The 19,414-nt window shown below is 65.5% G+C and carries 19 protein-coding genes and 1 pseudogene; 12 read left to right on the top strand and 8 right to left on the bottom strand.

Features of this window, described 5'->3' with window-relative positions:
• The first annotated feature begins 120 nt into the window (after positions 1–120).
• Positions 121–1,074, top strand: a complete 954-nt coding sequence (gene lipA / locus ACOXXX_RS12560; RefSeq protein ID WP_422826941.1) for a lipoyl synthase — start codon at positions 121–123, stop codon at positions 1,072–1,074.
• Positions 1,075–1,156: 82 nt separating this feature from the next.
• Here lipA and ACOXXX_RS12565 read toward each other — a convergent pair whose 3' ends face one another.
• The 4 genes from ACOXXX_RS12565 to hpt form a co-directional block, all read right to left on the bottom strand.
• Positions 1,157–2,044 carry a c-type cytochrome gene (locus ACOXXX_RS12565; protein ID WP_422826942.1) on the bottom strand — a complete coding sequence of 296 codons (888 nt, stop codon included), beginning with the start codon at positions 2,042–2,044 and terminating at the stop codon, positions 1,157–1,159.
• A 9-nt stretch (positions 2,045–2,053) separates the two neighbouring features.
• Positions 2,054–2,509: a c-type cytochrome gene (locus ACOXXX_RS12570; RefSeq protein WP_422826943.1), complete on the bottom strand. Its 456-nt coding sequence runs from the start codon at positions 2,507–2,509 to the stop codon at positions 2,054–2,056.
• A 94-nt stretch (positions 2,510–2,603) separates the two neighbouring features.
• Positions 2,604–2,789: a hypothetical protein gene (locus ACOXXX_RS12575; RefSeq protein WP_422826944.1), complete on the bottom strand. Its 186-nt coding sequence runs from the start codon at positions 2,787–2,789 to the stop codon at positions 2,604–2,606.
• A 4-nt stretch (positions 2,790–2,793) separates the two neighbouring features.
• A complete protein-coding gene (gene hpt / locus ACOXXX_RS12580; RefSeq protein WP_422826945.1) occupies positions 2,794–3,339 on the bottom strand; it encodes a hypoxanthine phosphoribosyltransferase in 546 nt (181 codons plus the stop codon).
• 69 nt (positions 3,340–3,408) lie between these two features.
• Here hpt and ACOXXX_RS12585 point away from each other — a divergent pair, with 69 nt between their 5' ends.
• Positions 3,409–3,852, top strand: coding sequence for a type II toxin-antitoxin system RatA family toxin (locus ACOXXX_RS12585; protein ID WP_422826946.1), 444 nt, complete (start codon positions 3,409–3,411; stop codon positions 3,850–3,852).
• A gap of 39 nt (positions 3,853–3,891) precedes the next feature.
• On the opposite strand, the gene ACOXXX_RS12590 is transcribed toward ACOXXX_RS12585, so the two are convergent.
• From ACOXXX_RS12590 to ispF, 4 genes and pseudogenes are all read right to left on the bottom strand, one after another.
• Entirely contained in the window at positions 3,892–5,070 is a 1,179-nt protein-coding gene (locus ACOXXX_RS12590) for an ammonium transporter (protein WP_422826947.1), read from the bottom strand.
• A 156-nt stretch (positions 5,071–5,226) separates the two neighbouring features.
• Complete coding sequence (locus tag ACOXXX_RS12595; RefSeq protein ID WP_422826948.1) at positions 5,227–5,706, bottom strand: CinA family protein; 480 nt, start codon at positions 5,704–5,706, stop codon at positions 5,227–5,229.
• Positions 5,703–6,188: a phosphatidylglycerophosphatase A gene (locus ACOXXX_RS12600; protein WP_422826949.1), complete on the bottom strand. Its 486-nt coding sequence runs from the start codon at positions 6,186–6,188 to the stop codon at positions 5,703–5,705. The genes ACOXXX_RS12595 and ACOXXX_RS12600 overlap by 4 nt, the downstream gene beginning before the upstream one ends.
• Positions 6,185–6,658: pseudogene (gene ispF / locus ACOXXX_RS12605) on the bottom strand (2-C-methyl-D-erythritol 2,4-cyclodiphosphate synthase); the annotation flags it as partial. The gene ACOXXX_RS12600 and the pseudogene ispF, both read right to left, overlap by 4 nt.
• A 236-nt stretch (positions 6,659–6,894) precedes the next feature.
• On the opposite strand from ispF, the gene dusB reads away from it, so the two are divergent.
• The 10 genes from dusB to hflX all read left to right on the top strand — a co-directional run bounded on the left by dusB (position 6,895) and on the right by hflX (position 19,386).
• Positions 6,895–7,878, top strand: a complete 984-nt coding sequence (gene dusB, locus ACOXXX_RS12610; protein ID WP_422826950.1) for a tRNA dihydrouridine synthase DusB — start codon at positions 6,895–6,897, stop codon at positions 7,876–7,878.
• Positions 7,875–8,957 (top strand): two-component system sensor histidine kinase NtrB, encoded by a 1,083-nt coding sequence (locus ACOXXX_RS12615; RefSeq protein WP_422826951.1) that lies wholly within the window; start codon positions 7,875–7,877, stop codon positions 8,955–8,957. Before dusB ends, ACOXXX_RS12615 begins: the two co-directional genes overlap by 4 nt.
• Positions 8,957–10,327, top strand: coding sequence for a response regulator (locus tag ACOXXX_RS12620; protein WP_422826952.1), 1,371 nt, complete (start codon positions 8,957–8,959; stop codon positions 10,325–10,327). The genes ACOXXX_RS12615 and ACOXXX_RS12620 overlap by 1 nt, the downstream gene beginning before the upstream one ends.
• 100 nt (positions 10,328–10,427) lie before the next feature.
• Entirely contained in the window at positions 10,428–12,725 is a 2,298-nt protein-coding gene (locus ACOXXX_RS12625) for an ATP-binding protein (protein WP_422826953.1), read from the top strand.
• 15 nt (positions 12,726–12,740) lie between these two features.
• Positions 12,741–14,159, top strand: coding sequence for a sigma-54-dependent transcriptional regulator (locus ACOXXX_RS12630; protein ID WP_422826954.1), 1,419 nt, complete (start codon positions 12,741–12,743; stop codon positions 14,157–14,159).
• Between the two features lie 19 nt (positions 14,160–14,178).
• Entirely contained in the window at positions 14,179–14,772 is a 594-nt protein-coding gene (locus ACOXXX_RS12635; RefSeq protein WP_422827102.1) for a lipoprotein, read from the top strand.
• Positions 14,773–14,854: 82 nt separating this feature from the next.
• Positions 14,855–16,231, top strand: coding sequence for a Trk system potassium transporter TrkA (gene trkA, locus ACOXXX_RS12640; protein WP_422826955.1), 1,377 nt, complete (start codon positions 14,855–14,857; stop codon positions 16,229–16,231).
• Positions 16,232–16,234: 3 nt separating this feature from the next.
• On the top strand, positions 16,235–17,749 hold the full coding sequence (locus ACOXXX_RS12645) for a TrkH family potassium uptake protein (RefSeq protein WP_422826956.1): 1,515 nt from the start codon (positions 16,235–16,237) through the stop codon (positions 17,747–17,749).
• Between the two features lie 126 nt (positions 17,750–17,875).
• The gene (hfq, locus tag ACOXXX_RS12650) at positions 17,876–18,115 is read left to right on the top strand and encodes an RNA chaperone Hfq (RefSeq protein ID WP_114510067.1); all 240 of its coding nucleotides are present in this window, start codon (positions 17,876–17,878) and stop codon (positions 18,113–18,115) included.
• Between the two features lie 17 nt (positions 18,116–18,132).
• On the top strand, positions 18,133–19,386 hold the full coding sequence (gene hflX, locus ACOXXX_RS12655; RefSeq protein WP_422826957.1) for a GTPase HflX: 1,254 nt from the start codon (positions 18,133–18,135) through the stop codon (positions 19,384–19,386).
• The last annotated feature ends 28 nt before the right edge of the window (positions 19,387–19,414 follow it).

The raw sequence follows: 19,414 nt of genomic DNA on the forward strand, positions 1-19,414 counted from the left end.
AGGGGGCACTCGTCACCTCGGGGATCCACATGACTGCATAGCGGCCATGCGCCACTGGTACTCCCCCCTGCGATGACCTATGCTATTGGACAAGCATCGGAACTTCGCGGGGAAAAACCAGTGCGCGACCTCAAGATACCGCAGCAGCGTCATCCGGAAAAAGCCCACCGCCCGGACAACGCCCAGCCCAAGAAACCCTCTTGGATCCGGGTCAAGGCGCCCGGGGGGCAGGGCTATGCCGACACGCGCAAGATCATGCGCGAACACAACCTCGTCACCGTCTGCGAAGAGGCGGGCTGCCCCAACGTCGGCGAATGCTGGAGCCAGGGCCACGCCACGATGATGATCATGGGCGAGGTCTGCACCCGCGCCTGCACCTTCTGCAACATCGCCACCGGCAAGCCGCCGGAACCGCTCGATGCCTTCGAACCGGGCCGGGTCGCCGACGCGGTGCAGAAACTGGGGCTCAACCACGTAGTGATCACCAGCGTCGACCGCGACGACGTGACCGACGGAGGGGCCGAACATTTCGCCCAGACCATCCGCGCGATCCGCCACCGGGCGCCCGGCACAACGATCGAGATCCTGACGCCGGACTTCATCAAGGCCGATCCCGAGGTGCTGCGCGTGGTCGTCGATGCCAGACCGGATGTCTTCAACCACAACCTCGAAACCGTGCCGGGACTTTATCCCGAGGTGCGCCCGGGCGCGCGCTACTTCCATTCGCTGCGGCTGCTGCAGCGGGTCAAGGAGCTGGATCCGCGCATCTTCACCAAATCCGGGATCATGGTAGGCTTGGGCGAGGATCGCCAGCAGGTGGTGCAGGTGATGGATGACATGCGCGCCGCGGATGTGGATTTCCTGACCATTGGGCAGTATCTGCAGCCGACGCCCAAACACCACGCGGTCAATCGCTTCGTCACGCCCGAGGAATTCGCGGGCTACGAAAAATCCGCCTATGGCAAGGGTTTCCTGATGGTGTCGGCAACCCCGCTCACGCGGTCGTCCTACCACGCCGGCGACGATTTCGCCCGCCTGCGCGATGCGCGCGAGGCCAGACTGGCGCGCGGCTGACCCTTCTTCTTGGCTGAAATTCCAGAGAGCACGAGAGACAGCATCTCTCGTATCGCCCCGGCAGGGGCGATCCTCCGCGCGCTCACCCCCCGGGCAACGCCTTGAGATAGGCCGCCACCGCGGCGCGATCCTCGCCGCTCAGCTTGGCGAAATTCTCGACCACCGCCACCATGTGGCCGCCGGCGGAATCGAAATCCGGGGTGAAGCCAGTTTCCAGGTAATAGGCGATGTCGGTCGCGCTCCAGTCCAACTCATCCGGGGTCAGCGCCGGGATCGTGCCCTTGCCGTTGGGGTTGGGCGCACCCGCCAGCCAGCGGTCGCGGTCCAACCCGCCAAGCGCCGTGCGCGGCGTGTGGCATTCGCCGCAGTGGGCCAGCGCCTCCACCAGTTTTCGGCCGCGCTGCACCTCAGGCGTTTCGGCGGCGGTCACAACCCAGTCGTCGCTGAGGTAGAGCGTTTTCCAAACCCCCACCGACCGGCGGATGTTAAACGGAAAGCCGACCTCGTGCGGCTGGCTGGCTGTCCCGTCGGCGGGCAGGGTCTGCAGATAGGCCCAAAGATCGGCCACGTCCTGCGGCGGCAGATGCGTGTAGGCGGTATAGGGAAAGGCGGGATAGTAATGCTGCCCGCCGGGTGACACGCCGCGGGTCACGGCGCTGGCGAATTGCGGCAGGCTCCAGCCGCCGATCCCGGCGTCGGCGTCGGGCGAGATGTTGGGTGCGATGAAGGTGCCGAAATCGCTCGCAAAGCGCTGCCCACCCGCCAGCACCAGCTTGGCGTCGCCCTCGGCATCGGGGGCATGATGGCAGGACGCGCAGCCCGCGGCGGTAAACAGCGTCTCGCCCCGCGTCACATCCCCGCTGAGCGACGTATAGTCCGCCGCCTCCACCGGGACCGCCCGCGTCAGCCAATGACCGGCGCCGACCAGGCACAGCCCTCCCGCCGCCAGCGCGATCAGCGCTTTGCGCATCTACTGCCCCTAGTTGTCGGAGGCGCGGTAATCGTCGTGGCACGCCTTGCAGGCACCGCCGACCTTGCCAAGCGCGGGTCCGATGGCCTCTTGCCCGGTACCCGCCACTTCGGCCATGGCAGCGGCCTGGGTGCCGAATCCTTCCCATTTGCTCAGGAAATCATCGAAATTGTCCCAGATCGCCGGCAGGGCGCGGGTGCCGTCGATGGACATTTCGTCCGACCCTTCGGGCCAGTGCGGCCCCTGCTGGATCATCGACACCGCGACCAGCGTGTCCGCGGCGGCCTGCGCCTCTTCTGCGTTGTATTCGACCTCGCCCTTGGCCATACCGCCAAGGATGCCGAGGTTGATCGCCATGATCCGGAACTGCCCTTGGCGGGCTTTCTTTTCGGCGGAAAAATCCTGCGCCAAGGCCGGGGTTGCGGCCAGCAGCGCGGCACAGGCCAAGAGGGTCGGTGTCTTCATGATCAAAACTCCCTGAAAAATCGATTGTCTTCAGGTAGTCTGCCCTAACGCGGCGGCAACCATTCTCACAATCCTGCGAGCGTGCCGCGCGCGGTCAGGGGCTCAGGCGCATCGGCGGGCGGGCGCGCTCGACGCTCAGCGCGTCGGGCCAGCCGATCCAGCGTTCGATGCCGTAAAGCACCAGGCAGACCGCGATGATTGCCAGCACCAGCTTGACCTGCCGGGCCGAGGGCGGATTGCGCGCCCAGCGGGACATCCGCAAGAGCCAGAACCAGTTCACCGGCTCACGCCTCGTCGGTAAAGCGCACCTTGCCGATGTAGGGCAGGTTGCGGTTGCGCTGCGCAAAGTCGATGCCATAGCCCACGACGAATTCGTCGGGGATCTCGAATCCCGTCCAGTCGGCCTTGAAATCGACCTCGCGCCGCGATGGCTTGTCCAGAAGCGCGATCGTGCGCAGCCGCGCGGGGCCGCGTGATTTCAAAAGGTTGGTGACATGACTTAACGTATACCCGGTGTCGACGATATCCTCGACCACCAACACGTCGCGCGCTTCGATGCCCGAGCGCAGATCCTTGAGAACCCGCACCTCGCGGCTCGACACCATGGCGTCGCCATATGACGACACTTCGAGGAAATCGACCTCGACCGGCAGGTTCAGCTCGCGCACCAGATCGGCGATAAAGACGAAGGATCCGCGCAGCAGCCCCACGACCACCAGCTTGTCGGTATCGTCGAATTCGTCGTGGATTTTCACGCACAATTCTTCGATCCGTGCGGCGATGGCCTTGGCCGAGATCATCTCGTCGATGACATAAGGACGCTGAGGCATGGGTTTCCCTTGATTTTCCGCGCGCAGAATACGACATGCACGCCCACTGTCATCACGAAACGGGGCCAAATGCCAACCCATTCCGAAACCAGAACGCTGCCCTATACGGCGCAGCAGATGTACGACCTTGTGGCCGATGTCGGGTCTTACCCCGAGTTTCTGCCATGGTGCGCCGCCGCCCGGGTGCGGTCCGTGACGCCCGAGGGGGATGCCGAGGTGATGCTTGCCGACCTGGTGATCAGCTTCAAGGTGTTCCGCGAACGGTTCGGCAGCCGGGTGACGCTCTGGCCCGACGACATGAAGATCGACACCGAATACCTGGACGGGCCGTTTCGCTATCTCAAGTCGAACTGGGCCTTCCGGGACGTGGAGGGTGGCTGCGAAGTGTCCTTCTTCGTGGATTTCGAATTCAAGAACGTCGTGCTGCAGCGGATCATCGGCCTGGTCTTCAACGAGGCGATGCAGCGGATCGTGCGCGCCTTCGAACGGCGCGCCGCCCAGCTTTACGGCTGAGGGGCGGCGCAGGCCGCCCCTCGTGCAACCGCGCTGAGATCAGCTGGCGTGATCGTAGGCGCGTTCGCCGTGCACCATGATGTCGAGCCCGTTGTGCTCGGTCTCGGCATCGACGCGCAGCGGCGTGACCAGCCGAACCACCAGCACCAGCACCACCGTCACCACCGTGGTAAAGACGCCGACGATGGCCAGCGATCCCAGCTGCGCCGCCCAGGCCCCCGCACCGAAGGCCGCGATCATGATCGTGCCGAAGATGCCGCCCACGCCGTGCACCGCAAAGACATCGAGCGTGTCGTCGATCCTCAGCGTGTTGCGGATCAGGTTCACCGCCTCCTGGCACAGCACACCCGCGACCGCGCCGATGATCAGCGCCTCGACCGGGCCGACGAACCCCGAGGCAGGGGTGATGGAGGCCAGACCCGCGATGGTGCCCGTCACCATGCCCACCATGGACGCCTTGCCGAACTTAATCCGTTCCCACAGCGCCCAGGTCAGCGACGCGGTCGCGGCCGAGATATGCGTGACCGTCAGCGCCATTGCCGCCCCGCCGTCGGCGGCTAGCTGCGAGCCGCCGTTGAAGCCGAACCAGCCGACCCAGAGCATCGCCGCACCGATCATCACGTAGCCCGGATTGTGCGGCGGTGTCGTCGCGTTTTCGCGCTTGCCCAGGAACACCGCGATGATCAGCGCCGCGATCCCGGCGGTTTCATGCACCACGATGCCACCGGCGAAATCGCGCACGCCGGTCTCACCGAAAACGCCGCCATCGGCAAGGAACCCGCCGCCCCAGACCCAGTGCACAACCGGAGCATAGCACAGCAGCATCCACAGGCCCGAGAACAGGAGCACGAAGCCAAAGCCCACCCGTTCCACGTAGGCGCCGACGATCAGCGCGGGCGTGATGATCGCGAACGTCATCTGAAAGGCGAAGAACAGCACCTCGGGCAGGGTGCCCGCCAGCGCGTCGGCATCGACGCCCAGCAGGAACATCTTCCCCAACCCACCCCAGTAGGCCCCGCCGTCGCCGAATGCGATGGAATAGCCGAGGGCCAGCCACAGCACGCTCATCAAACAGGCGATGGCATAACAGTGCATGAACACGCTCAGCACATTACGCGCCCGCACCAGGCCGCCGTAAAACAGCGCCAGCCCCGGCAATGTCATGAACAACACAAGTGCCGTCGCCACGATGATCCAGGCGGTATCCGCTCCGTTCATGGTCTTTCTTCCTTCCCTCAGACTCGTTTCGGCGGGTCAAAGCGGAAAGGCGGCGCGGAAAAAAGCGGCAAGTGGCCCTGTGCGCGGGTGTTTTGCGGGCAGTTTTTGAATTGCCCGCAAATTAGGCGGAAAATCTGGCCGATGATGGATTTTCGGTCAGAGCGCGTTCAGCGCCTCCTGGATAAGCACAAGCGCATGCCGCGTCGCGGCGGCGCGCACCTCTGCTCGGCCCTGTGCGCCGTGTTCGACGGTTTCGCTGGTCGTGCCCCGAGGCGTGGAGACCGAATAGCACACCCGGCCTTCGGGCTTGAACTCCGACCCGCCGGGCCCGGCGATGCCGCTGATCGCCACGGCGACATCTGCGCGGGCCGCCGTCAGCGCGCCCCGCGCCATGGCCTGCGCCACCTCTTCGGACACCGCGCCATGGGCGTCGAGCAGCGCGGCGGGCACGCCCAGCATGTCGGTCTTGGCGGCGTTGGAATAGGTGACGAATCCCCTCTCGAAAATGGCCGAGGATCCTGCGATGTCGGTCAGCGCCGCGGCCACCATGCCGCCCGTGCAGCTTTCCGCGCAGGTCACCGTCAGCCCCTTGGCGCGCGCCAGATCGAGGATCGCGGCGGCAAGCTCCTGCGTCACATCAGCACCATGTGGTAAAGCCCGCCCAGTATTATCACGCCAAGCGCGGCAAAGACCCCGGCGATCACGTCATCAAGCATCACCCCAAGCGCATCGCCGCGCGCATCCGCGGCTCCGATCCAGAGCGGTTTCCAGATGTCGAAAAGCCGGAAGAGCACAAAGGCCGCGACCCAGCCGGGCCAAAGCCGGGTGATGTCGACGCCCATCATCATCGCACCGTAACTCACTGGAAAGAGGGCGATCCACTGGCCCACGACCTCGTCAATCACGACCCATGACGGGTCGTGATCATCGCCATGCGCCGTGACCTTCTGGGTCGCCATCCAGCCGGTGATGAAGACAAAGACCGTGACGTTGACCAGAAACCAGAAGCCGCCCAGCTGGTGCAGGCCCCAGGCCATCGGCAGCGCCGCAAGCGACCCCCAGGTGCCCGATGCGGGCCGCAGGAAGCCGATGCCCAGAACCGATGCGACCCACCTCATGCCGGCACCAGCGCGGCTGTGGCAAGGGCGGCGATGCCTTCCTCGCGGCCGGTAAAGCCCAGCCGTTCCGACGTGGTGGCCTTGACCGATACCTGATCGGCGCGCACCTGCATGATGTCGGCCAGCGCGGCGATCATCGCCTCCGCGTGGGGGCCGATCTTGGGTTCTTCGCAGATCAGCGTCACGTCGACATTGCCGATCCCGTAGCCGCGTTCCGCCGCGCGCGACACCGCGTGGCGCAGGAAGATATGGCTTTCCGCGCCTTTCCACTGCGGGTCCGACGGGGGGAAATGCTGGCCGATGTCGCCATCGGCCAGCGCGCCATAGATCGCGTCGGTCAGCGCGTGCATGCCCACATCGGCGTCGGAATGGCCCACCAGCCCGCGCCCGTGCGGCACCGCGACGCCGCATAATGTCACGTGATCGCCGGGGCCGAACCGGTGCACGTCGAACCCGTTGCCAAGCCTCATGGTCCTGCATCCTTTCGTCGCCTGCTGCCCCGTGGTGTGCCCCCCGCGCCGCGGCGCCGTCAAGCCCTGTCGGACAGGGCCGTGTCACGCGGTCGGCTGGCCTGGGGCGGATGGATGCTCTATATCTGCGTAAAGATTAGGCATCCGGGTTTTCGACCCGTGGGAATGTATCGTGGAATATTGTATGCACCACAGGGGCGCGGTAGCCCGGAAGACACCGCACAAGGAATAGGCGTTTGACCGTCACCGCCCCCGCTTTGGGTTTCACCCCTCCGGTTTTGCTGGCCCCGCTTGCGGGAATCACCGACCTGCCGTTCCGCACGCTGGTGTCGGGCTTTGGCGCCGGCCGCGTGGTGAGCGAGATGGTCGCCTCACAGGAAATGGTGCAGGGCAAGACCGGGGTACGGGAAAAGGCCGAACTGGGCTTCGGGCAGGCCGACACCGCAGTGCAGCTGGTGGGGCGCGACCCCTATTGGCTGGCCGAGGCGGCGCGCATGGTCGAAGCGAACGGCGCGCGGGTCATCGACATCAACATGGGCTGTCCCGCGAAAAAGGTCGTGGGCGGCTATTCCGGATCGGCGCTAATGCGCGATCTGGATCACGCGCTGCGGCTGATCGAGGCGGTCGTGGGTGCGGTGGACGTACCGGTGACGCTCAAGACCCGGTTGGGCTGGGACGACGACACGCTGAACGCGCCCGAGCTTGCCCGACGGGCCGAGGCGGCAGGCATCGCGATGATCGTGATCCACGGGCGCACCCGCTGCCAGTTCTACAAGGGCCGGGCCGACTGGGCCGCGATCCGCGCCGTCAAGCAGGCGGTGCGCATTCCGGTCATCGCCAACGGCGACATCACCGATGCGGCCAGTGCGCGGCGCGCGCTCGAAGCCTCTGGCGCCGATGGCGTGATGATCGGGCGCGGCGCGCAGGGCCGACCGTGGCGGCTGGCGGAAATTGCCCATGCGCTCTTTGGCGCGCCCGCGCCAGAGGTGCCGACGGGCGCGGCGCTGGTCGATCTGGTCGCAGGGCATTACGAGGCGATGCTGGATTTCTACGGCGCTGACCTGGGCCTGCGCGTCGCGCGCAAGCACCTGGGCTGGTACATGGATCACGCGGGCACTCCGGCGGCGCTGCGCCGCCCGATCCTGACCGCGCGCGATCCGGGCGTCGTTCTGCAACGCCTGCCAGAGGTGCTTTGCACCGATCAGAGGGCCGCGGCATGAGCCCCGACACCGACATGGCGATCTGGTCGTCGCTGCCGGTTCCGGCGATTCTGCTGGATGCCGAACAGCGCATCGCCGACATGAACCCCGCCGCCGAAGGGTTCATGAACAATTCCACCAAATGGCTGCTGGGTCAGCCGATCTGGGACCGGCTGACCGTCGACAGCCCGCTTGAGGAAAGCCTGCAGCGCGCCCGCGCCAACGGCACGCCGCTTTTCGTCAACGATGTCGATGTCGGCCCGGGCACACGTGCGCCGCTGGTGTGCAACCTGCAGATCGCGCCGATCCAGGGGCGGCCCGGCTGGATGATCCTGCTGATCAGCCCGCGCGAACTGGCCGGGCGCATGACGCAAAGCCATTCGGTGAAATCCGCGGCCAAGTCCGCGATCGGCATGGCCGAGATGCTCGCGCATGAAATCAAGAACCCGCTCGCGGGTATCGCCGGCGCGGCGCAGCTGCTCAGCATGAATCTGGGCAAGGACGATCTGGAACTTACCGACCTCATCGTCGCGGAAACCCGCCGCATCGTGAAGCTGCTGGAGCAGGTCGAACAGTTCGGCAACCTCAGCCCGCCCGAGCGCAAGGAGGTCAACGTGCACGACGTGCTGGACCGCGCGCGGCGGTCGGCGCTGTTGGGATTCGGCGCGCATATGAAGATCATCGAGGATTACGACCCGTCCCTGCCGCTGGCCTACGGCGATCCCGACCAGCTGTTGCAGGTGGTGCTGAATCTGCTCAAGAACGCATCCGAGGCGGCGGGCGGCCAGCCCGGCAAGATCCGGCTGCATTCGTTTTATGAACACAGCTTCCGGCTGCGGCGCAAGGACGGCACCGGCCAGTCGCTGCCGCTGCAGATTGAGATCATCGACGACGGCCCCGGCCTGCCCGAGAACATCAAGGGCGATATCTTTGATCCCTTCGTGTCGGGGCGCGAGAACGGCACCGGCCTGGGCCTCGCGCTGGTGAGCAAGATCATTTCCGACCACGACGGCTGGATTTCGGTGGAATCGATCCCCGGCCGGACGGTCTTTCGCATTTCCCTTCCCATGGCCCCCCGCGAGACAGAGGAGAAACACTGATGGACGGTACAGTCCTGGTCGCAGATGACGACCGCACGATCCGCACGGTTCTGACACAGGCGCTCACGCGGGCAGGGTGCAAGGTGCACGCCACCTCCAGCCTGACCACGTTGATGCGCTGGGTGGGCGAGGGCAAGGGCGACGTGGTGATTTCGGACGTGGTCATGCCCGATGGCAACGGGCTCGAAATGCTGCCGAAGATCAGCCAGGACCGTCCCGGCCTGCCGGTCATCGTGATCTCGGCCCAGAACACGATCATGACGGCGATCCAGGCGGCCGAGGCCGAGGCCTATGATTACCTGCCCAAGCCCTTTGACCTGCCGGACCTGATGAAGCGCACCGCGCGGGCGCTGGAAAACCGCAACCGCGCGCCGCGCCGCGATGATCCGGTGGAAAATGCCGACGGGCCGGACGAACTGCCGCTGGTGGGCAAGACCGCGGCGATGCAGGCGCTTTACCGGCTGGTGGCACGGGTGATGAACACCGACCTGCCGGTGCTGATCTGCGGGGAATCGGGCACCGGCAAGTCGCTGATCGCGCGGGCGATCCACGATTTCTCGGACCGGCGCACGCTGCCCTTCGTGACCGCCAACGCCACGGACCTTTCCGAGCTTGAAGGCCCGGCGCGGCTTTTGGCGCGGGTCAAGGGCGGCACGCTGCTGTTGGACGAGATCACCGATTTCGATGACGAGATCCAGGCCCGGATCGTGCGGATGATGGACGTGCCGGGCGAACACGTGCCGCGCTTCATGGCCACCAGTCAGGGCGATCTGAGCCAGGCGATGGAAGCGGGGCGGGTGCGCCAGGACCTGTATTACCGGCTGGGTGGCGCCACGATCACCGTGCCGTCCCTCCGTGAACGGGTCGAGGATATCGCGCTTCTGACCGACCATTTCCTGCAACGGGCCGAACGCGACGGCGCGCCGAAACGCTGGTTGTCCAAGGAAGCGACCGAGCTTTTCCGCCAGTATTCCTGGCCCGGCAACGTGCGGCAGCTGGAAAACGCCGTGCGGCGGCTGAGCCTCACCAGCCGCGCTGAAGAGATCACCCGCCCCGAGGTCGAGACCGTGCTGGGCAACCAGCCCGACACCGGCCCGATTCTGCGCGGCGGTGAGGGCGAAAAGCTGGGCACCTCGGTCGCGCGGCACCTGCGCCGCTATTTCGACCTGCACGGCAACATGCTGCCGCCGCCGGGGCTTTACACCCGAATCCTGCGCGAGGTCGAGGCGCCGCTGATCGAGATTGCGCTGGATGCGACGGGCGGAAATCAGGCAAAATGTGCCGATCTTCTGGGGATCAACCGCAATACCTTGCGCAAGAAGATCACCGATCTGGATATCCGCGTGACACGACGCCGCAAGTTGATGTAAAAGGGCCACATAACTGTGGCCACGCTGCCTTGTGCCGCGAAGAGACCACAAGATATGGCGGTTCGCTGCGGGAAGCAGCACATTGATGCGGGGTTAGGCTGTGGCCACTTGGGCACGCTCGTGGAATTGGTCGCGGCTGAGCCGTCTGCGGCGCACGCGTCGGGTGCAGAACACCTTCACCCTGGGCCTTGTCCTTTTGGGGCCGATCCTTGCGGGTGCCACCTTTGCGGTGCTGGGGCCGCTCGACAACGGGGGCGGGTCGCAACTGGCGCTGCGGCTGGTCTTGCTGGCCGACCTTGTCTACGTGCTGCTGCTGGCGGCGCTGGTGTTGCAGCGGGTGGCCAAGATGATCGCCGCGCGGCGGGCCAAATCCGCCGGATCGCGGCTGCACCTGCGCCTTACGGGCGTGTTCGCGCTCATGGCGCTCTTGCCGACCGTAACCGTCGCGATCTTTGCGGTGCTGACGATCAACATCGGGCTCGAGACGTGGTTTTCCGAACGGGTGCGCAACGTGGTGGGCGCGTCGCTGTCGGCGGCAGAGGCCTATGAGCAGGAACATCGCGAGGATCTGATCCAAGACGCGCAGGCGCTTGGCAATTACCTCGACATCACCCGCCGCGCCGCGTTTGTGATGAACGACGGCGAATTGCGGCAGATCCTGAGTCAGGGCCAGGCGCAAATCCAGCGCGGCCTGCGCGAGGCGTTCGTGATCGACGGCACCGGCGAGATCCGCGCCCGGGGCGAACGCTCGTACCTCTTCGACTTCGAACAACCCAGCGACGCCCAGATCGCCGAGGCCAACGAAGACGGCATCGCGGTGATCGAGGATTGGGACAATAACGAATTCCGCGCGCTCCTGCCGCTCGACGCCTTTGTCGACCGCTATCTGTACGTCAGTCGCGAGGTCGACGGCGCCATCCTGAACCTTCTCGACGACACCCAGGAAACCGCGCGGTTCTATCAGCAGCAGGAAAGCGAACGGGGCAGGCGGCTTTTTGATTTCGCGCTTTTATATCTTGGCTTCGCGGTGCTGCTGATCCTGGCCGCGACTTGGCTGGGCCTGTGGTTCGCCGAACGGCTGTCGCGTCCCGTGGGTCGGCTGACCGGCGCGGCGCAGCAGGTCGGTGCGGGCGATCTGGACGTACAGGTGGTCGAGGATGAAGGCGACGACGAGATCGCGCTTCTGGGGCGCTATTTCAACCAGATGACCCGACAGCTCAAGGCGCAGCGCCAGACCCTGCTGGACAACACCCGGCAGATCGAACGCCGCCAGCGGCTGTTCGATTCCGTGCTGGGGTCGGTCACCTCGGGGGTGGTGGGCCTTGATGCGCAGGGCAAGATCACCTTCGTGAACCGGTCGGCGGAAAAGCTGCTTGCCTGGGAAGGCGATCGGCAGGCGGTGCCGATTCACCTGGCGGTGCCGGAATTCGGGCCGGTTTTCGACCGGTTGCGCGAAATCCCCGCCGAAACGGTGCAGGAAGAGGTCAAGGTCAGCCGCGAGGGGCGGCTTGAGAACCTGCTGGTGCGGGTCGCCACGCGGCGGCGCAACGACGGCAGCCTTGAAGGCTATGTGATGGCCTTTGACGACGTGACCGACCTTGTCAGCGCGCAGCGCATGGCGGCCTGGGGCGACGTGGCGCGGCGCATCGCGCATGAGATCAAGAACCCGCTGACGCCGATCCAGCTGTCGGCCGAGCGCATCAACCGCCGGTTCCGTCGCCAGATTGACGACGAAGAGGCGGTGAAGCTCGACCAGATGACCGAGGTGATCGTGCGCCAGACCGGCGACCTGCGCCGGATCGTCGACGAATTTTCAAAGTTCGCGCGGATGCCCGAACCCGACCGCAAGCCCGAGGATCTGGTCGATCTGCTGCGCGGCGCGGTGTTCCTGCAGGAAAGCGGCCAGCCGAACGTGCGTTTCGTCACCGATCTGCCGGACGCGCCGATGGCGGCGGAACTGGATGCGACGATGCTGTCGCAGGCCCTGACGAACTTGATCAAGAACGCCGGGGAAGCTACGGAAACCCTTATCGAAAACGGACCGCCCGCGGGCTATGCGCCGCAGATCCGCATCACCTGCGCAGAGGTCGAGGGCAAGGCGGAAATCCGCATCATGGACAACGGCATTGGCCTGCCCGAAGACCGCGCGCGGCTGTTCGAGCCTTATGTGACGACCCGCGACAAGGGCACGGGGCTGGGCCTGCCCATCGTCAAGAAGATCATCGAGGAACACGGCGGCACGCTGAGCCTTGAGGATGCGCCGGTCTTTGAAGACGGCGCGCATGCGGGGGCCATGGCGGTGATCCGCCTGCCGCTGGCGCAGGACATCCGCGTGATCCGCGACGTGGCGGATGCGGGCGACGGAACCAACGACGAGACGACAGAAGAAACGGTGTAAAGAGGTGAGGGAGCCATGGGCGACATTCTGATTGTGGATGACGAGCGCGACATCCGGGAACTGATCGGCGATATCCTCGAGGACGAGGGCTACACGACCCGGCTGGCGGGCAATTCCAACGACGCGATGACCGAGATCAACGCCGAACCCCCGGCGCTGATGATCCTGGATATCTGGCTGAAAGACAGCAAGATGGACGGGATCGACATCCTCAAGACCGTGAAACGCGACAACCCGGACGTGCCGGTGGTGATCATCTCGGGCCATGGCAACATCGAAATCGCCGTGGCTGCGATCAAACAGGGCGCCTACGACTTCATCGAAAAGCCATTCAACATCGACCAGCTGCTGGTGGTGATCCGGCGCGCGATGGAAACCAGCCGCCTGCGCCGCGAGAACCAGAAGCTCAAGCGCAAGGATGCGACGGCGGCGGAAATGGTCGGCGAAAGTGCCGGCTTCCGCACGTTGGTAGGGCAGCTAGACAAGGTCACGAAATCCAATGGCCGGGTGATGCTGACAGGCCCTGCTGGCTGCGGCAAGGAGGTGGCGGCGCGCTATATTCACGCCAATTCCAACCGCGCCTCGGCCCCCTTCGTGACGGTGAACTGCGCCGGTGTCGCGCCCGAGACCATGGAAGAGGTTCTCTTTGGCCGCGAAACCCCGGACCGGGGGATCGAGCCCGGGCTGCTGGAGCAGGCCCATGGCGGCGTGATCTACTTTGACGAGGTCGCGGACATGCCCACCGGCACGCAGTCCAAGATCCTGCGGGTGCTGGTCGATCAGCAGTTCACGCGGGTGGGCGGCGCCGACAAGGTGCGGGTCGATCTGCGGGTCATTTCCTCGACCAACCGCGACCTCAAGCTCGAGATCGAGGCCGGGCGCTTTCGCCAAGAACTGTATCATCGCCTGAATGTCGTTCCGATCGCGGTGCCGAGCCTTGAGGACCGGCGCGAGGATATCCCGCTGTTGGCGCAGTATTTCATCGCGCAGTGCAACAAGACCCAGGGCCTGCCGCTGCGCAAGCTGAGCGAGGATGCGGTGGCGCTGATGCAGACGATGATCTGGCCCGGCAACGTGCGCCAGCTCAAGAACCTGATCGAGCGGGTGCTGATCCTGGGCGACGGCACCGGCGACATCGAGGCGCGCGAACTGCCGCAGGAAACCGGTCCGGCCAGCGACGGCGAAGAGGGCCGCGTGGTGCTGTCGGGCACGCTCGCCACCCTGCCGCTGCGCGAGGCGCGCGAGGCGTTCGAACGCGAATACCTGCTCACCCAAATCAACCGGTTCGGCGGCAACATCAGCCGCACCGCGAGTTTTGTCGGCATGGAACGCTCGGCCCTGCACCGCAAGCTGAAGTCGCTGGGGGTCGTGACCTCGGCCAAGGGCGGCGCGCGGATCGCGCAGTTCGAGGATGAGGTGGAAGAGACCGGCTGAGGCTCTGCCCGTGATCCTTATGAGGCGGTTCCGCCCCTGGGCGGCGGTCATTCTTGCCACGCTGTTTCTGGCGGCCTGTGGCGGGCCCGCGCCAGATCCCGCTGCGGCTTCTGACCCGGACGCGCGCGAGGCGCAGATCGCCGAAGTGACCAAGGCGCTGATGGCGCTTGGCCCCGGCGTGAACCCCAAGGAGGCGTCACGGGCGGCGCGCATCGCCGTTGAGATGCCGTTGCAATGGGCCAAGGACTGGAACGTCGTCGATGCGCCTTTGGTGCATAATTTCAAGGTCATCCACGGGCTGCGCGAAAAGGGGCTGTGCCGACACTGGGCCGATGCGCTGCAGCGCGCCATGGCCGCCGAAGGCTTCCGAACGCTGGCGCTGCACCGCGCCATCGCCAACGCTCACACAGTCAGCCTTGAACATGCCACGCTGATCCTGTCAGCGCGCGGCCAAGGCTGGGAAGACGGTCTGATCCTCGACCCCTGGCGCATCGGGCAAGGGCGGCTTTGGTTCGGGCGGCTGGCGGACGACACCCGCTACACCTGGGAATCCGCCGCCACGGTCCGCGCCAGAGCCGAGGCGCAGCAGGCCCGCGCTCTGACCACGCGGTAAGCGCGGTTCCTACGCCTCGGGCGTTGACCCGGCATGGCCTGCATGTCATGCCAATCAACGCGGGTGCCGGAGGCAGGAACACATGAAGGTCATCATTTGCGGCGCGGGGCAGGTGGGCTGGCAGATCGCGCGCCACCTTTCGGGCGAACGCAACGACGTCACGGTCGTGGACAACAACCCCGATCTGGTGCGCCGCGCCACCGACACGCTCGACGTGCAGGGCATCTCCGGGTTTGCCTCTTATCCCGACATCCTGGACCGCGCGGGCGCGGAGGATGCCGACATGATCATCGCCGCGACCTATTCGGACGAGGTCAACATGGTGACCTGTCAGGTCGCGCATTCGGTCTTTTCGATCCCGCGCAAGATCGCGCGGCTGCGGTCGCAAAGCTATCTGACGGCGATCTATTCCGACCTGTACCGCCGCGATCACATGCCCATCGACGTGGTCATCAGCCCCGAGAAAGAGGTGGCAGAGGCCGCGTTGCAGCGGCTTGCCGCACCCGCGGCCTTCGATACCGAGATCTTCTTTGACGGCAAGGCGCAGCTTCTGGGGCTCACCATCGATTCCGACTGCCCGGTGGTTAATACGCCGCTGCGCCAGCTGACCGACCTTTTCTCGACCCTGCGCGCCGTCGTGCTGGGGGTGCGCCGCGAAGGCACGCTGTTCGCGCCCGAGGCCCGCGATCAGCTCTTCGTGGGGGATTCCTGCTATGTCATGGTCCATGCCGAGGATATCCGCCGCACGATGGAAATCTTCGGAAAGTCGCTGCGCAAGCAGGAACGCGTGGTCCTGATCGGCGGCGGCAATGTCGGGTTGACGGTGGCCAAGGCGCTTGAGGGCCGCACCGAGCGGGTGCGCGCCATGATGATCGAGAAGAACCGCAAAAGCGCCGAATTCGCCGCCGAGGCGCTGGAGCGGACCATCGTCCTGCACGGCGACGGGCTGGATGCCAGCCTGCTGTCCGAGGCGCATATCGACCGGGCCGACGCAGTGCTGTGCGTGACCGACGACGACAAGACCAATATGCTGGCGGCGGTCCGCGCCAAGGCGGCGGGCTGTCCGATGGCCATCGCGCTGATCAACGATCCGACACTGGTGCCGCTGATGGAACCGCTGGGCATCGATGCCTATATCAACCCGCGCGCCACAACCGTCAGTTCGATCCTGCGCCACATCCGGCACGGCCGTGTCCGCCAGGTCTATTCCATCGGCGATGCCGAGGCCGAGGTGATCGAGGCCGAAGTGTTGTCGACCTCGCCCATCGCCGGGTCGCGGATCCGCGAAATCGACTTTCCCGAAGGCGTGCTGGTGGGCGCGGTCCTGAAAGGCTCGAAGGTGGTCAAGCCCACAGGATCGCTGAAGATCGACGAAGGCGACCTGATCGTGATGTTCGCGCTGAGCAAGGACGTGGCCGAGGTCGAGCGGCTGCTCCAGGTCTCGATCGATTTCTTCTGAGCCATGCAGCGCCTGCTTGCCCTGCCGTTCTTTCTGCTGCTGACGATGCTGGCCTGCGCGTCGATGATACTGCCCGCCATGGTGGCGTTGGCGCAGGAGGAATTTCACGACGCGCGCAGCTTTTTCTACAGCGGGCTGGTGGGGCTGGTGCTGTGCGTGATGGTGGGCATCGCAATGTCGACCCGGGTGCACAACCGCAGCGCCATGCGCCAGCTGCTTGCGCTGTTAGCCGCCTTTGTCTGCCTGCCGGCGCTGCTGGCGGTGCCGTTCTTCGAGGCGGTGCGCACCACCACCTTCGTCAACGCCTATTTCGAAATGGTATCGAGCCTGACCACCACCGGGGCCACTCTGTTCGAGCCTGCGCGCCTCTCGGCGCCCGAACACCTGTGGCGTGCCCAGGTGGGCTGGATGGGCGGGCTTTTGATGTGGATCGCGGCGGCGGCAATCCTGGCGCCACTGACCCTGGGCGGGTTCGAGGTCACCGCCCTGGGCGAACCCGGGCAGACCGCGCCCGAGGGGCGCGGCCCCAAGGAGGTGTCGGACCCCGCGCGGCGGCTGGCCCGCAGCACCCATGCGCTGCTGCCGATCTATAGCGGGCTGACCGTGGCGGTCTGGATCATGCTGCAGATGCTGGGCGATCCGCCGCTGGTGGCCTTCAGCCACGCGATGTCGGTGATGGCGACCTCGGGCATTTCGCCCATCGGCGGGCTGAGCAGCGCCCCCAGCGGCTTTGCCGGAGAGCTGATCCTGTTCCTGTTCATGTTCTTCGCGCTGTCGCGGCTGACCTTTTCCGGCGATACCGGCAATTCGGCCCGTCCGGGGCTGTCCCATGATCCGGAGTTTCGCATGGGCGTGTTGCTGGTGCTGATCGTGCCGACGCTGCTGTTCCTGCGCCACTGGCTGGCGTCGTTCGAGGTGGGCGACGAACAGAACCTTGCCGCAGGGCTGCGCGCCTTCTGGGGGGCGATGTTCACCACGCTGTCCTTCCTCAGCACCACCGGGTTTGTCAGCGGCGACTGGGAAACCGCGCAGAACTGGTCGGGGCTGGCCACACCGGGGCTGATCGTGCTGGGCCTTGCGCTGATCGGCGGCGGCGTGGCGACAACGGCGGGCGGGGTCAAGCTCTTGCGGGTCTTCGCGCTTTACCTCAACGGCCTGCGCGAGATCGAAAAGCTGGTGCATCCGTCCTCGGTCGGCCGGTCAAGCCTGCTGAGCCGCCGCATCAGACGCGAGGGCGCGTTCATCGCCTGGGTGTTTTTCATGCTCTTCGCGCTCACGCTTGCGGCGGTGACGCTGGCGCTTGCGGCCTTTGGCGTGGCGTTCGAGCCGTCGCTGGTGATGGCCATCGCGGCGCTGTCGAACACCGGTCCGCTGGTCACCGTCGCCTCGGAAACGCCGCTGGCGCTGGTGCAGTTCGGGGCCGGGGTCAAGGCGATCCTGTGCCTTGCGATGGTGATGGGCCGACTGGAATTGCTGGCGCTGATCGTGATGCTCAACCCCGATATGTGGCGCGACTGACGCCGCAATGCCGCAGGTGCGGAATTTTCGGCGTTTTGCACTGGAAGTTCCGGAATGTGCAGACCATACTTGATCCCTGATGCAGCGCGCAAACTCCGGCGCGTCCAAGAAAAAAAGGCAATTTCAATGGCTTCGGACAGACAGAATCTGCAGGACGCATTCCTTAACCACGTTCGCAAAACCAAGGTTCCTGTGACCGTATTCCTGATCAACGGCGTGAAATTGCAGGGCGTCATCACCTGGTTCGACAATTTCTGCGTGTTGCTGCGCCGCGACGGGCAGTCGCAGCTTGTCTACAAGCATGCGATTTCGACGATCATGCCCGCGCAGCCGATCAACCTGTATGACGGCGAAGACAACAATTGAACGAACACGGGGACCGTGTGACCCGCGCCTGGGTCCTGCATCCTGACATCAAGTCCGACCGCGACCGCCGTGATCCGGTGACCGCGCTGGACGAAGCCGTGGCGCTGGCCGCGGCCCTGCCGGGGATGGAGGTGGTGGGCGCCGATATCGTGTCGCTGCCGAAACCGCAGCCCGGCGCGCTGTTCGGGACGGGCAAGATCGACGAGATCAAGGCCCGCATCAGTGCCGAAGAGGTCGAGCTTGTGCTGGTCGACGGGCCGGTGTCGCCGGTGCAGCAGCGCAATCTGGAAAAGGCCTGGGACGTCAAGCTTCTGGATCGCACCGGCCTGATCCTCGAAATCTTTTCCGACCGCGCCGCCACCCGCGAGGGTGTGCTGCAGGTCGAAATGGCGGCGCTGTCCTATCAGCGCACGCGGCTGGTGCGGGCCTGGACCCACCTTGAGCGCCAGCGCGGCGGGCTTGGCTTTGTCGGCGGTCCCGGTGAGACCCAGATCGAGGCGGACCGCCGCGCCATCGACGACCAGCTGGTGCGCCTGCGCAAACAGCTTGGCAAGGTTGTGCGCACCCGCGAATTGCACCGCAAGGCGCGGGCGAAGGTGCCGTATCCGATCGTGGCGCTGGTGGGCTATACGAACGCCGGGAAATCGACGCTGTTCAACCGTTTGACCGGGGCCGAGGTGATGGCGAAGGACATGCTTTTCGCGACGCTCGACCCGACCATGCGCGCCGTGAAGCTGCCCAACGGGCTGGATGTGATCCTGTCGGACACGGTGGGGTTCATCAGCGACCTGCCGACCGAACTGGTCGCCGCCTTCCGCGCCACGCTTGAAGAGGTGCTGGCGGCGGACCTGATCGTGCACGTCCGCGACATCGCCCATGACAACACCGAGGAACAGGCCGAGGATGTGCGTGCCATCCTGAAATCGCTCGAGGTGTCCGAGGATACGCCGCTGCTCGAGATCTGGAACAAGGTCGACCTGCTGGAGCCGGAGGCCCGCGAAGCCGCCCGCACCCGGGCCGAGAGGGAGCCGGACATTCTGGCGCTGTCGGCGCTGACCGGCGACGGGCTGGAAGCGTTTCTGGACGAGGTCAAGCTCCGGCTCGAAGCGGAAACCAGCACTGAAACGCTTCGTCTGGGCTTTGACGAAGGGCACCGACGTGCCTGGCTGTTCGAGCGCGGTCTGGTCGAGCACGAGCAGGAAACCGAAGAGGGCTTTTCCCTGACCGTGCGCTGGTCGGACAAGCAGAAACGCACGTTCGAGACGGTTTAGGCCGTTTCGCGACTAACCTGAAACCTCA

This window comes from Thalassococcus sp. BH17M4-6 (assembly GCF_049323015.1).
Classification (GTDB): domain Bacteria; phylum Pseudomonadota; class Alphaproteobacteria; order Rhodobacterales; family Rhodobacteraceae; genus Puniceibacterium.

Coding starts and splice junctions, on each gene's coding strand:
- trkA (WP_422826955.1), top strand. CDS start 14,855: ATGAAGGTCATCATTTGCGGCGCGGGGCAGGTGGGCTGGCAGATCGCG.
- hpt (WP_422826945.1), bottom strand. CDS start 3,339: ATGCCTCAGCGTCCTTATGTCATCGACGAGATGATCTCGGCCAAGGCC.
- ACOXXX_RS12585 (WP_422826946.1), top strand. CDS start 3,409: ATGCCAACCCATTCCGAAACCAGAACGCTGCCCTATACGGCGCAGCAG.
- ACOXXX_RS12570 (WP_422826943.1), bottom strand. CDS start 2,509: ATGAAGACACCGACCCTCTTGGCCTGTGCCGCGCTGCTGGCCGCAACC.
- hfq (WP_114510067.1), top strand. CDS start 17,876: ATGGCTTCGGACAGACAGAATCTGCAGGACGCATTCCTTAACCACGTT.
- ACOXXX_RS12645 (WP_422826956.1), top strand. CDS start 16,235: ATGCAGCGCCTGCTTGCCCTGCCGTTCTTTCTGCTGCTGACGATGCTG.
- ACOXXX_RS12600 (WP_422826949.1), bottom strand. CDS start 6,188: ATGAGGTGGGTCGCATCGGTTCTGGGCATCGGCTTCCTGCGGCCCGCA.
- ACOXXX_RS12615 (WP_422826951.1), top strand. CDS start 7,875: ATGAGCCCCGACACCGACATGGCGATCTGGTCGTCGCTGCCGGTTCCG.
- ACOXXX_RS12630 (WP_422826954.1), top strand. CDS start 12,741: ATGGGCGACATTCTGATTGTGGATGACGAGCGCGACATCCGGGAACTG.
- ACOXXX_RS12635 (WP_422827102.1), top strand. CDS start 14,179: ATGAGGCGGTTCCGCCCCTGGGCGGCGGTCATTCTTGCCACGCTGTTT.
- ACOXXX_RS12620 (WP_422826952.1), top strand. CDS start 8,957: ATGGACGGTACAGTCCTGGTCGCAGATGACGACCGCACGATCCGCACG.
- ACOXXX_RS12565 (WP_422826942.1), bottom strand. CDS start 2,044: ATGCGCAAAGCGCTGATCGCGCTGGCGGCGGGAGGGCTGTGCCTGGTC.
- ACOXXX_RS12590 (WP_422826947.1), bottom strand. CDS start 5,070: ATGAACGGAGCGGATACCGCCTGGATCATCGTGGCGACGGCACTTGTG.